The following is a 13,444-nucleotide window of genomic DNA, read 5'->3' as shown; positions in this document are numbered from 1 at the left end:
TCTCCTTCCGCTGAAAAGTATACGATTCCAGAAGCAAAGAACAAAAAGAACGTATAGTTTCAAACCACAATAGGAAAAATAAACAACTGCAAAAGATTTGCCAATAAATATAGGAAAGGGTTTTTTAATGATCTCGGTTTTCAATGTGCATTCTTATTCTAAGGCTCTGTTTAACTTGCCTGTTGATTTCCGCTCTAGGGGCGGTTCGGAAGCCTCCTCGGAGCTTCATTGCGCCTGCGGGGTCTCCCTGACGCGCTTATCCCTATTTTCCCCAAATCACTTATTTTGAATGGAGGAAGCAGATTGAAAAAACATGTCATGACTTCTTTGGCAGCAGCTATGATAGCACTTTCACCCATTATTCCTTTTAATGTACTAAGCACCGCTGCCGTACAAGCCCAGGAGCAGGGAGTGAAAACAAACTACAAATCCAGAGCGGAAATTCCAGCTCAATACAAATGGAAGACCGAACATATTTACCAAAGCAAAGCTGCTTGGAAAGCAGATGTAAAGAAGGCAGAACAATTATCAGCAGCCTTTAAAAAGAATTACCAGGGAAAACTTGCAAAGTCAGCTGCTATTATGAAAAAGGCTTTGGAGGACTACAGTACTTTATCACGCATTCATGATAAAGCATATGTGTACGCAAATTTAAATTTAGATGTTCATTCAACATATGCAGACTTGCAGTCATCCGCTGACCGCGCAGAAAAAATGACAACAACCGTATCCGAAAACTCTGCCTGGTTTAACCCTGAGCTTGTGAAGATACCATCTAAGCAAATGAATAACTATTTAAAGGATAAATCCCTTGCACCATATAAATATATGTTGTCTGATATTATTCGTACAAAATCCCATACACTATCTCAGGATCAAGAAGAGCTGCTGGCAAAATTATCCCCGCTGTCATCAACGGGCGCCAACGTATATGAAAAGCTTGCTACTGACGTTAAATTTCCTAAGATAAAGGACGAGAAAGGCAGAGAAGTCCCATTAACCCGTTCCAACTTTATTTCATACATGGAAAGCAAAGACCGAAACGTCCGCAAGCAGGCATATGAAGCTTACTATCAAACATTAGGAAAGTTCCAGGATACATTTGCACAGTCTTTGAGCTCGCATGTACAATCACATAATATTGCTGCAGATGTAAGAAAATATAAATCAGCGGTAGAAGCTGCATTGTCTCCCAACAATATCCCTGTCAAGGTGTACGATCAGCTTATCAATTCCGTAAACAAAGGGCTTCCGCAAATGCACCGCTATATGGAATTGAAGAAAAAGATGCTTGGAGTCGATGAACTGCAAATGTATGACATCTATGCACCCATCGTAGAAGCAGATAAAACATATATTTCCTATGATGAGGCCCAAAAACAGGTATTGGAAGGCTTAAAGCCTCTAGGTGAGGATTATGCGAAAATACTGAAGGAAGCCTTTACCGGCGGCTGGGTCGATGTGTATTCCACCGATGATAAACAAAGTGGCGCGTACCAGTGGGGGGCCTATGACACACATCCATTTGTCTTATTAAACTATCAAGGGACAAATGGTGATGTATCGACCATTGCCCACGAGCTGGGTCATGCTGCACACTCTTATTACTCAAAAATTAAACAGCCTTATTTAACATCCAGCTATGCCACGTTTACTGCAGAAGTTGCTTCTACCATGAATGAAAACCTGCTTTGGCACAGCCAGTATAAAAAGGCAAAAACAAAAGCAGAAAAAATGTACTTGTTAAACCTGAGGCTTGAAAATTTCCGGACTACCCTGTTCCGCCAAACACAGTTTGCGGAATTTGAAAAAGCCATCCATGAGCTGGATCAAAAAGGCGAATCGGTTAACGCAGCAGCCTTGAAAAATATTTATGGTGGTATTAATAAGAAGTACTATGGAAAAGTGATGGTTGCGGATGAAGAGATTGCCATGGAATGGGCCCGTATTCCTCATTTTTATAACTACAAATTCTACGTTTACCAATATGCTACAAGTTTTGCTGCATCCGTTGCACTTTCCAAGCAAGTATTGGAACAGGGTGCACCTTCCGTTAAACGCATTAAAGAGAACTTCCTTCAGGCTGGAGGATCAGCTGACCCTATCAGCATTCTAAAAAGTGCGGGTGTCGATATGTCTACTTCCAAACCTGTCGATGAAGCGATGGAAGTATTCAGGGAGACGCTTGATGAATTAGAAAAACTTATGAACGAGAAATAAAGAAGTACAAATGAAAAGGATGCTCTTATGGGCATTCTTTTTATTTTAATATACGTGTGCCCGTTGGATCACTTTCGATGTTCCAGTTCAGCTTCAATTCCTTTAGCTGAGTGAAACGATTGATAAACCAATTCCAGCTCCCATTCCATCTGATTCCCCTGTCATACCCGGACCCATATCTTCAATAATGATTTCCTGTTTTTATGTCGGCCTTAATGGCGCCCTGCCAGCTTTTTTGCTTCTTTCTGCCACATCTTTTCAAGATTCGTCCCATTCTGATAAATGTTTGGACTATCAATTCCCATAGGCAGATAAAATATTACCGAAAAAACCGGAAACGAAGCCGGCACCAAAACAAGTGCAATAAAGATTTTCACCAGATACCTCGATTGTAATGAGTTTTTGAGATCATAGCTTCACCCGATACCCGTTACATTTGCAATAATTAATAAAATCATTCCCAAAAATGTAATCACTGATAGATATTCAGCTTTCTGCCATTTCTTTTAGTTGTATTGAGCATAACAAAATTATGTTAGATAAATTTTCCATCTATTACTCTGGCAATCATCCGTTGAAAGAAATAATTTTTTGGATTATAGTAATGAAGGTATTGATAATAGGATTCGAGGTGTCAAAATGAAGGAAATCATTCTTATCTTATTGCTGCAGCTTCTATATGTTCCTCTTTTAACACTGAGAACTATATTTTTGGTGAAGAATATTACAGTTTTAGCTTCTATCATGGGAATATTTGAAATGCTGATTTATGTTTTCGGTCTCTCCCTTGTCTTCAGCGGGGATCAAAGCTTACTGGCGATGATTGTATACGCTGTAGGCTTTGGAATTGGCATTATTTTTGGAACAAGGATAGAGCAAAAGCTGGCAATCGGCTATATCAATGTAACGGTTAATACTCAGACGAAAAATGAAGAGTTAATCACAACTCTAAGGGCCAATGGCTTCGGTGTCACACTTTATATTGGTGAAGGAAGAGACAGCGAACGCTACCGTCTGGAGATATTAACAAAGCGCAATCGGGAAGATGAACTGATTGCAACAGTGGAAAAATTTGAACCAAAGGCGTTTATCATTTCGTATGAGCCAAGGCGTTTTAAAGGCGGATTTTTGCTGGACCGGATGAAGAAAAAATAAAAAGCTAAATATGCACAAAAGAGAGGATGCTCACGCAGGAGCATCCTCTTTCTTTTATTTTATTAAACCCTTTTCCTGTAAAAACTCCCTCGCAACTTCTTGGGGATCTTCTTTATCAAGATCTACTTTTGCATTCATTTCTGCCATTTCTTCCTCAGATATTTGATCTCCCAGCTGATTTACGACATCCTTCAGCTCAGGAAATTCTTCCAAGGCTTCCTGGCGCACAACCGGAGCCGCGTAATACGGCGGGAAGAATTTTTTGTCGTCCTTTAAGGTTTTTAGGTTAAAGCGGACAATCCGGCCATCGGTCGTAAATGCCGGAATAGCATTAACTTCCCCTTCTTTTACAGCAGAGTACATTAAGTTTGGATCAAGACTTCTTTTATCCTTAAATTGTAGATTATATGTTTTTACAAAACCGGGATATCCATCTTCACGCTCATAAAAATCGGTAGGAGCACCAAAAGTTATCTGAGATGAATTGGCTGCGAATTCAGAAATTGTTTTTACTCGCATTTGCTGAAAGGTTTCAGGATTTAAGGCAAGTGCATATGTGTTTTCAAATCCAAGCGGCTTCATCCATTCTAAGCCGAGCTCCTCCCTGTACCCTTTTTTCACTTTCTCATAAATCGCATCCGGGGTATCTTCAGGATTATATTTTTCCTTCAAGATCGTCATCAAGCCTGTACCTGTATACTCAACAAAAATATCAACATCACCGTTTTCCGCAGCTTGGGTCATGATTGGAGTCTCTCCAAGCCCTTCCCGAACCTCGACATTATAATCTGTTTTTTCCTTCACATACTCTGAGATAATGTAAGGCAGAATATACTGCTCAGTAAACTTTTTCCCTGCCACCACTACCGTGTTATCCGCAGCACCGCCTCTAAATCCAAAAAACAGTAATAGCGCTGCAGCCGGAGCCAATATTAAAGAGGCCTTTTTCCATGAAAACTTCTTCCCTGACCTAGGATCTGTTGCAACTTCAATCCGTTTTAAAATAAGATCAATCACTATAGCCAGAACAGCCGCTGGGATGGCACCTGCAAGCACAAGTTCATTTCTTGCGGTCGAGAGGCCCCTGTAAATGATATCGCCCAATCCGCCTGCACCAATAAAGGCGGCCAATGTAGCAACCCCAATGGTTAGAACGGTGGCTGTCCGCAAGCCTGCCATGATGATTGGCAAAGCCAGCGGTATCTCAATCATCCTCAGAATTTGATTTTTTGTCATCCCCATGCCGCGTCCAGCTTCTACTGCTGACTGATCCACACCTGTAATTCCTGTATATGTATTCCTCAGGATAGGAAGCAATGCATAAATTGTCAGTGCAATAATTGCAGTAATATTTCCAATCCCAAAAAGCGGGAGTAAAAACCCAAACAGTGCTAAACTGGGGATCGTTTGAAAAATGGACGCAACCCCAATGATCGGTTCTGCAAATTTCCTTCTTCTCGCAATGAAGATTCCTAATGGGATAGCGATAAGCGTTGCAATAACGATTGAAACGATTGATAAAAATAAATGCTGCTGTAACGCTTCAAGAATTTCGCTCCAGCGCGTTCTAAATATATCAATTAGCATGGTTAAGAAATTTTGGTCATTCAATTGCAGCAGCTCCTTCCACAGGTACAGGCGGTGTAATCTTCATTCCTGCAAGGCCTCTCATCATAGTCGAGCGGGTAATCAGCCCGATTAATTTTCCGTTTTGAAGAACAGGAATAACCGAAGCACCGCGGGCAAACATCTCTGCTACATCGGTATATGGAGTATCTGCATTTGCTGTTTGATAATCCGTAGTCATAATGTCAGCCAGTGTCTTCTCTTCTTCAGCATAATGGCGCTCAACATTTTCAATAGTAGCAATTCCAAGCAGCTCATTTTGCTGGTTTGTTACCAGTAAGCTGTCTACTTTATAGTTATTCATAGTTTTTAAAGACTGCGCCAGCCCTCTTGTTGGCCTCGCTGTAATAACTCTTTTCAGCATTAACTCATCTGCAACCGGAACAGAATCCTCACCTGTTGCCAGCCGGTCCTCCCCAATGAAGCCTTTGACAAACTCATTCTTCGGATGGCGGAGGATTCTTTCAGGAGTATCGAACTGGACGATTTCTCCGTCTTTCATTATGGCAATGCGATCAGCAATCTTAATTGCTTCGTCCATATCATGCGTAACGAAGACAATGGTTTTTTTAATCCCCTCCTGCAAGTTAACCAATTCTTCCTGAAGCTGCTCCCGGCTAATGGGGTCCAATGCGCTGAACGGCTCATCCATAAGAATGATCGGCGGTTCGGCAGCCATAGCACGAATTACCCCAACACGTTGCTGCTGTCCGCCACTTAATTCTGAAGGAAAACGGGTTTTATATTCTTCAGGGTCTAAGCCTACCAAATTCAGCAGTTCATCTACTTTGTTTTCATATTGCTCAGGTGCCCAGCCCTTAAGTCTAGGTACCAGTGTAATGTTTTCCTCAATCGTTAAATGCGGCAGCAGGCCGATTTGCTGAATTACATAGCCTATGTTTCTTCGTAATTGGACCTTGTCCATTTTGGAAATGTCTTCACCATTAATGAAAATCTTCCCGCTGCTTGGCTCGATCAGCCGGTTAATCATCCTCATCGTGGTTGTTTTACCACATCCGCTTGGACCGATTAATGCAACAAGTTCACCTTCTTTTATTTCAAAATCAATGTCTTTTAAGGCAACAAAACCATCCGCATATTTTTTGCCTACATGCTGGAATGTGATCAAGTAAATCCCCTCTTTTCTATATGTGCATATTTAAACAAATCCAAATTCTTTTGGTTTTATTATTCCCGCAATTAGAATATTTACCTTTTGAAAAACATGTGATGACATTCACAATATGAATTAATATTATGAAAGCTATATATTTAGGATAACATGTTGTTGCTATAGTATTTTTCTAAAAAGATCCTAAAATAATGCATGTGATATTGGTAAGTACGGGTATTGATCTTTAGGAAAGCCAACATAATGTACTTTTCATAGCTTCCCGTAATGGCTCCCCCCTTTTGTTAATTAGCCAGTTAGCAAGCATATATATTGCATACCCAAGTAAGCGGCTTTTAAACCTCCCATAATTTGTTAAGCTCAAGAACTCTATTTTTAAATATCTTTTTTTGCTATATTAGTATAAAATCTCCCATTGACTTTGCTATCAAATCAGCGTATTCTTATTCAGGTATTTGAATAAAAAAACCCCTCTTAAGATGAGGGTAGTGGTTGCGATAAATAAAATAATTTGATCATTTCAGTAAAGGTTTGTTCGCAGAAACGCCATAGGGTTTCTCTATTTAATGGGACTTAGACTGCTTTAAATGAGTGCAGGGCTTCCTGGCAGAAGCCAGTGATGTACTTTCCTGTTGTTTGATTCGGTATTCATGGCACACCGATTGACCGGAGTGTGTGTTTTTTTATGTGTATTTTTGGCGATTATAATGATAGTCTCCTGCTTTGAGCATTAAGTGGATAACTGGAAGGGAGAATAATATATGAATAGCAGCAGAAAGCTTGGTTTTTGGATTTTAACTGCTTTGGTAGTAGGTAATATGGTGGGATCTGGCATATTTATGCTGCCGCGTTCTTTAGCCGAAGTAGCCAGTCCGGCGGGAGTGATGTCGGCATGGCTGGTAACAGGCTTTGGTGTGCTAATGATAGCACTTGTATTTGGAAATTTGGCTATTAGGAAGCCTAAATTGACCGGTGGTCCTCAAATATATGCGAAGGAATTATTTAAGCCGGGCAGCAATGCTTCGATTCTTTCAGGCTTTATGGCATCATGGGGGTATTGGATTGGAAACTTTGCAGGTAACATTGCAATTATAACCACTTTTGCCAGCTATTTAACAACTTTTTTCCCTGTGTTAACAAGCCAGGCTGAATTATTTACAATTAGCGGATTTACTCTAAAAGCAGGCAATGCTCTTACCTTTATTGTTTGTTCTCTTTTGCTATGGAGCACACACTATATCATTTTAAAAGGGATTGAAGGAGCCGGTAAGATTAACTTTGCTGCTACAGCTGCAAAGGTGATTGGATTCTTTTTGTTTATACTAATTGGTTTGTTTGCATTCCAAAAAGCAAACATTATTCCTTTTGTAGCACCGAGAATGGATGAAGCTGGACAAACAATTAGCTTATACGGGCAAATCAATAATGCTGCCGTAACAACTCTTTGGGCGTTCATTGGGATTGAATCAGCAGTGGTTTTTGCTTCGCGTGCCAAAAAACAAATTGATGTAAAAAGGGCTACGATATTAGGATTGCTTATTGCGCTTGCTATTTACATTGGCATCAGTACATTGGTAATGGGAATGTTAAATCAAGAGACGCTAATTGCTTCCGAGAAGCCGCTGATTGATGCAATTACCACGGTTTTAGGCCCAATTGGCGGAAAAATACTTGCTTTAATCGGAATGATCAGTTTATTCGGATCGACTATCGGATGGGTAATGCTTAGCGCAGAGGTGCCTTACCAGGCAGCCAAGCAGGGGCTATTTTTACCTTCCTTTTTAAAGGTTAACAAAAGAGGTACTCCAGCTTTTTCATTGCTGTTGACAAATATTCTTGGCCAGCTGTTCATCTTTTCAACTATTTCTAATACAATTTCTGCGGCCTTTGATTTTATTATTTACATTGCAACACTGGCATACCTTGTCCCTTATTTCATTGCATCGGCATTCCAGCTTAAACTGACTGCTACTGGTGAAACTTATACAAATTCAAGCAGCAGAATTAGTGATGGCATCATTGCCGTCCTTGCAACAGTTTATTCTATTTGGGTAATAATTGCCGGTACGGCAGATATAAAAACCTTTACATTTGGAGTAATCCTTCTCTCAAGCGGAATCTTCTTTTACAATCGTGTTAAACGAGCAGCCATTGAAAACCAGTCTTTATAATTAGTTCGTAAAAATTGCCCGGCATGAATTCCATGCCGGGCATATTAATTTCAACACGCCCATTTTATTCCGAGGATCCTATTGCTTCTGCTGCTTCATCATTTCAGTAGAATTAACATTTGAATATGAGGTGATTTTATGACTTTATTTAAAAACTGCCAAAGTTGCGGCATGCCTTTAGCTAAAGATAAAAATGGAGGCAGAACAGAACACAATGGTCAAAAAAGCGGTATGTATCGCAGCCATTGTTATGAAAATGGAGAATTTGTCCAGCCGGCCATATCGGCAGCTGAAATGAAGCTGCTTGTTGAGAATAAAATACGCGAATCCGGTTTTCCCAAAATTATGGCAAAACTTTTCACTAGAAATATACATAAACTCGAAAGATGGCAGGAGCATCAGCAAAGATAAAAATGCTGTTGTTCACATTCTGTACGAAAACAATGCTAATGGACCAGCTCTCTCATTTCCAGATACCGTTCCAGCTTTCTTTTTATCCGCTGCAGGGCATTATCAATTGATTTTACATGCTTGTTCAGCAGTTCGGATATTTCCTGATACGATTGGCCATCCATATATAATCTCAGAACTCTTCTTTCTAAATCACTTAGCAATTCTGCCATTTTCATTTCCATATCATCCGTCTTTTCGCGGTTTAGAATCAAAGTGGCTGGATCACTTATTTTTGTGCCTGCAATAATATCCAAAAGCGTAAAGTCCGATTCTGCATCGTAGATGGGCTTGTCTAGTGAAACATAGGAATTTAAGGGCGTATGCTTTTGCCTTGTTGCTGTTTTTATCGCTGTTATCATTTGCCTTGTAATGCATAGCTCAGCAAAGGCCTTAAACGAGGTAAGCTTGTCTTTCCTATAATCCCGGATTGCTTTATAAAGTCCTATCATGCCTTCTTGGATAATATCCTCTCTATCGCCGCCGATTAAAAAATACTTGCTTGCTTTCGCTCGGACAAAATTCCGATATTTATTTATTAATATCTCCGAGGATTCTACATTCCCTTTTTGAAACTTTTCTACCAATGCTTCGTCTTCTATTGCAGCATCATTATCAATCAGTTTGACGCAGAAGTCTACATTCACTTTCATCCCTCCGCCAAATTCAGTTGGATTTTGTTGTTAATTGCTGATACATTTCATATTCATTATATTAAGTGAAAAAACGGATTAAGGAAATTAGCAAATATCGACTATTGTTTACATACCAAGCAGTAAAAGAATGAGAATACCATAAATGCGGGATTGTTTGATGTTTTTCTTGTCGAAACACGTAAACATATCCCGAATTTTATTTTGAATATACATTCGATTCTGCTGTTCGAAATTTGTATAAAATCTCCTCGCGGGGTGAAACTACCATATGATAATTATAGCGGGGGTGCTGACGATGAAAGAGTTATTACAACAGGTCAAGGACATATTGGAGAGATCCTTTGAAAATCCGAATGAACAAGATTTGGATTTCTGCCTGGAAACATTAATGAAGGCAAAGGAATCTGCCGGCGAAAAACAGGAAATGTTTGAAAACATTATCAATGCGGTGACACATGCCAAACATGCTCAGGCTGAGCTTGAACATGCTGGAACTCCCTCTGCTTCCGCCGCTTACGGGCAGGCATACCGTGCACTGGATAAAGGAATCGAGTCATACCTAGAAACAAATAATGATCCATACTAGAAAAACGGAAGCGCCCTGACAGAGGAAGAATGTTCCTCATAAGCCGTCGTTTCGTGCTTTTCCTTTGTGGAGGCTTTACATTCCCACGGGAAAAAGTTTCATGGTTATGGGGCTAGTGAGTTATACATTCATTTCGTTAAAAGACCGACAAGGATTGGCCTTGAAGCCAGCTCTCTTTGGGATTTTTAGGAGGTAAGTTTCATGTCAAAATGCAAAAAAAAGGAGCCGCTATTCCAAAGCGGTGAGCTCCTAGAAGACCAGCAAAAGGGTTTGTACGCACTAGATCCAGAAACAAGCTTGCTGTCCGTTAACTTCGCTACTACGGAGAATCCTTACTTAAATGAACATTACAATGAGGATGAATAACTATCTGCTATAACAAAAAGCTGGTCTCGATTTGGAGCCAGCTTTTTGGTTACATTGTCGTTAACGAAGGTATCATTGTCTTATACGTTTTAGTCGGAATCATAATGCGGAAAATGTTCTGTATAGCGGGTGCACTGTTAAAAGAAATGAGGGCAGCCGTTGATTCAACATTTATTGTTTGATTATTAGAGCGGATGATTTTCATATTGAATGGTTTTAAAGTTTTTTTGTCCTGATAAACATGATTTATTCGTTCCATTATAACCTCGTGCTGCTGAGGATGGATGAAATCCAAAAAAGACTTCCCGATTATCAGATCTTTCGTGGTTGCACCAAAAAGCTTTACTCCTGCTTCATTTATGTATTCTATTTTTCCTGACTGATGGACCAAAATAGCGTCCGGAGCAATTTCAATTAGCTGCCTTAATCTTTCTTCACTTTCTTTTAGCTTTTTTTCAACCTGTTTCCGTTCAGTAATATCTACACATGAGGCGACTACTTCCACTACCCTGCCCCCAGAGGTGATTGGATTTAATGCGGCTAAATAATGGATTCCATTTTTTTCGCCTTCATAAGTTACCTTTTCACCATTCCAGGCTTTTTGATAAACATCAATTTTCCTTTCCGCTGCTGTATCAGGCAGGAAATCGTGTACTGTCTTTCCAATCAGCAATTCAGGGGAAAGGCCCATGCGGTACAGTAACTCTCCGTCTCCCAGTGTATGGATGAATTTATCGTCCTGCTGCTTATATTTAAAGGTCATTCCTTGCTGAAGCTTTATTGTGGCCTGCAAGTTTTGGCGTGCCACCCGCAAGGACTCTTCGACCCAAAGCCGCTCATTTAAAGATTGCAGGACACCTAGCTTTTCTAGTGTAAGTCGTACCTCAGGCAATTTTTCCAGAAGACTATCCAATGGCAGAGGCTTACAAAGTAAATAGCCCTGTACCTCATTGCAAAAATGCTGCTGCAAAAGAAGGAATTGTTCCTTTGTTTCAACGCCCTCTGCATTGACACGCAAGCCCATATTTTTTGCCATCGCGATTATCGTTTGGACAATGGTAGCGTCATTCGAGTCCTTTAATAATTCTGCGACAAAGGATTGGTCTATCTTTAATTTATCAATTGGAAATTTTTTCAGATAAGCAAGTGAACTATACCCAGTTCCGAAGTCATCTATACTGATTTTCACACCCAGTTTTTTCAAACCATTGAGTATTTTAATAGTTCTGCTTACATCCATGGTCATACTCTCTGTTATTTCAAGCTCTAAATAACGAGGATCCAGACCGCTTTCCTTTAGCACACCATCGACGACCTCAACTAAATCATGCTGGTAAAATTGAATGGCCGATAAATTTACAGACACCACGATCGGCGGCAGTCCCTTATCCTGCAGTTCTTTATTCTGTCTGCACGCAGTAGAAAGCACCCATTTGCCGATCGGTATAATTAATCCTGTTTCTTCTGCCAGTGGAATGAAGTCAGCAGGTGACACAAATCCCATTTGCGGATGGTTCCACCGGATGAGAGCCTCTATCCCGCATACTTCCCCTGTTTCCAGATTAACCTGCGGCTGGTAATGAAGGATAAATTCGTTACGTTCAAGTGCCTTATGCAATTTTGTTTCCATTTCTATGAGAGTGTAACCCGTTGACTCAATTGATTCAGAATAAAATCTATATGTATGTTTGCCTTCCTGCTTTGCCTGGTACATCGCCAAATCCGCTAATTTAATGATTTCTTCTGCAGAGTAGCTCCGCCCGACATCATTTGATAAGCATATGCCAATACTGGCAGAAATATATATTTCATGTGAATTCAATTCAAATGGAGTATCTAAGTGCCGAAGTAATTCCCGGGCTACAAACTCAGCATCTTCCCTCCCCGCATTAGGCACAAGAAGGATAAACTCGTCACCCGAATGGCGGTAGAGCTTTCCTTTAACCATATTCTGCACCAATCGCTGAGACACTTTTTGCAGCAGCTCGTCTCCCATTAAATGGCCCAAGGAGTCATTAATGACCTTAAAGCGGTCCAGATCTATAAAAAGGAGTGCAAAATGATTTCGCTCCAGGAATTCCTCGTTTAATGATTCGTAAAGATGCCGGCGATTCGGCAGCCCTGTAAGTTCATCATGATATGCTAAATGCTTAATGTTTTTTTCAGCCATTTTCCGTTCAGTAACATCGCGTCCAATGACAATCAGTCCATTGCGCTGCCCATTGGTATGAAAAAGGGGCACCTTAATGACATCGAAAATCTTCTCTGTGTTATCCAGCTGAGGAATGATTTCTTCTTCCCTGGTAACCTTTCCGGATTCCCAAACCTCCTTATCCCTCTCTTCACAATATATAAGGGCATCCCGAAAAAAAGGTGAATAGACAGCCAATTCGGAGTCCGTTTTACCCTTATAAGGAACATTTTCAAGCTGAAAAAGCCGAAGTGAGAAAGGGTTCGTAAGCAGCCATCTTCCTTCCCCATCTTTAAAACAAATAAAATCGGGCAACTCCCGAATCAACGCAATCATCTGTTGTGTATGTTCTTCAATTTTTACCTGATCCATAGCTGGTCTCCCCGAAAAAAATTCTATCAAGCTGCACTTTTACTTATCTTTAGACTATTGTTCATATATCTAGTATCGTCTCAGTGGAAATCTTTTAAAGTAAAACCAAGCCTTTTGAATCATTATTTTGCATCGATACAAATTTACTTTCTCTGAAATTCAAACTTCGTAAGAATTAATTTTAAATGAACGATTTGCTTTGTCATTTTCACAAAACTTTACCCTTTTGTTAGAATGTTTAATCTAACACCCCCCTTATTGATTACCATCCTTTTTGTTTTCTTAAAGAAGTGATGCTTGCAGCATGATGCCGTCCGAGCACCGCGTAAGTAGCGGTAAGCTTATCAACTGAAAGCAGATCAAACTCAGGAAGATGTATCTTTCTTTTCGAATCCGTTTCACTCAGAGCTTTAAGGACAACTTTGAACCGAACATGCAGGGATGTTAGCAAATTTATTGAAATACTGATTGGCAAACGATAACCGAAGATTCGGCCCAGGCCGCTTCATCCTAAGGTTT

General features: G+C 40.2%; 11 protein-coding genes. 6 read left to right on the top strand and 5 right to left on the bottom strand.

The annotated features are described in order from the left end of the window. The first annotated feature begins 303 nt into the window (after window positions 1-303). Window positions 304-2,220: an oligoendopeptidase F gene (gene pepF / locus D0469_RS18235; RefSeq protein ID WP_117328158.1), complete on the top strand. Its 1,917-nt coding sequence runs from the start codon at window positions 304-306 to the stop codon at window positions 2,218-2,220. Between the two features lie 212 nt (window positions 2,221-2,432). Here pepF and D0469_RS21220 read toward each other — a convergent pair whose 3' ends face one another. Next, window positions 2,433-2,597, bottom strand: coding sequence for a hypothetical protein (locus D0469_RS21220; RefSeq protein WP_158553569.1), 165 nt, complete (start codon window positions 2,595-2,597; stop codon window positions 2,433-2,435). Between the two features lie 262 nt (window positions 2,598-2,859). On the opposite strand from D0469_RS21220, the gene D0469_RS18230 reads away from it, so the two are divergent. After that, window positions 2,860-3,375, top strand: coding sequence for a DUF2179 domain-containing protein (locus D0469_RS18230; protein WP_117328157.1), 516 nt, complete (start codon window positions 2,860-2,862; stop codon window positions 3,373-3,375). Window positions 3,376-3,429: 54 nt separating this feature from the next. On the opposite strand, the gene D0469_RS18225 is transcribed toward D0469_RS18230, so the two are convergent. Together D0469_RS18225 and D0469_RS18220 are read right to left on the bottom strand one after the other, a co-directional pair. After that, entirely contained in the window at window positions 3,430-4,986 is a 1,557-nt protein-coding gene (locus tag D0469_RS18225; RefSeq protein ID WP_117328156.1) for a glycine betaine ABC transporter substrate-binding protein, read from the bottom strand. Then, window positions 4,979-6,130 (bottom strand): ABC transporter ATP-binding protein, encoded by a 1,152-nt coding sequence (locus D0469_RS18220; RefSeq protein ID WP_117328155.1) that lies wholly within the window; start codon window positions 6,128-6,130, stop codon window positions 4,979-4,981. The genes D0469_RS18225 and D0469_RS18220 overlap by 8 nt, the downstream gene beginning before the upstream one ends. Window positions 6,131-6,894: 764 nt before the next feature. On the opposite strand from D0469_RS18220, the gene D0469_RS18215 reads away from it, so the two are divergent. Together D0469_RS18215 and D0469_RS18210 are read left to right on the top strand one after the other, a co-directional pair. After that, window positions 6,895-8,304, top strand: a complete 1,410-nt coding sequence (locus D0469_RS18215; protein ID WP_117328154.1) for an amino acid permease — start codon at window positions 6,895-6,897, stop codon at window positions 8,302-8,304. A 138-nt stretch (window positions 8,305-8,442) separates the two neighbouring features. After that, window positions 8,443-8,715: a zinc ribbon domain-containing protein gene (locus D0469_RS18210; RefSeq protein WP_117328153.1), complete on the top strand. Its 273-nt coding sequence runs from the start codon at window positions 8,443-8,445 to the stop codon at window positions 8,713-8,715. 35 nt (window positions 8,716-8,750) lie between these two features. Here D0469_RS18210 and sigH read toward each other — a convergent pair whose 3' ends face one another. Beyond that, complete coding sequence (gene sigH / locus D0469_RS18205; protein ID WP_117328152.1) at window positions 8,751-9,407, bottom strand: RNA polymerase sporulation sigma factor SigH; 657 nt, start codon at window positions 9,405-9,407, stop codon at window positions 8,751-8,753. 298 nt (window positions 9,408-9,705) lie between these two features. Here sigH and D0469_RS18200 point away from each other — a divergent pair, with 298 nt between their 5' ends. Both D0469_RS18200 and D0469_RS21420 read left to right on the top strand, forming a co-directional pair. Beyond that, window positions 9,706-9,996 (top strand): hypothetical protein, encoded by a 291-nt coding sequence (locus tag D0469_RS18200; RefSeq protein ID WP_117328151.1) that lies wholly within the window; start codon window positions 9,706-9,708, stop codon window positions 9,994-9,996. Window positions 9,997-10,197: 201 nt separating this feature from the next. Then, complete coding sequence (locus D0469_RS21420; RefSeq protein ID WP_199478566.1) at window positions 10,198-10,362, top strand: hypothetical protein; 165 nt, start codon at window positions 10,198-10,200, stop codon at window positions 10,360-10,362. Window positions 10,363-10,411: 49 nt separating this feature from the next. Here D0469_RS21420 and D0469_RS18195 read toward each other — a convergent pair whose 3' ends face one another. Then, window positions 10,412-12,925, bottom strand: a complete 2,514-nt coding sequence (locus tag D0469_RS18195; RefSeq protein WP_117328150.1) for an EAL domain-containing protein — start codon at window positions 12,923-12,925, stop codon at window positions 10,412-10,414. Window positions 12,926-13,444: the final 519 nt, after the last annotated feature.

This window comes from Peribacillus saganii, from assembly GCF_003429095.1.
In the GTDB taxonomy this organism is placed as follows: domain Bacteria; phylum Bacillota; class Bacilli; order Bacillales; family DSM-1321; genus Peribacillus; species Peribacillus saganii.
Note: the sequence above shows the minus strand (reverse complement) of the source record. Positions and strands in the feature narration are given on the sequence as shown.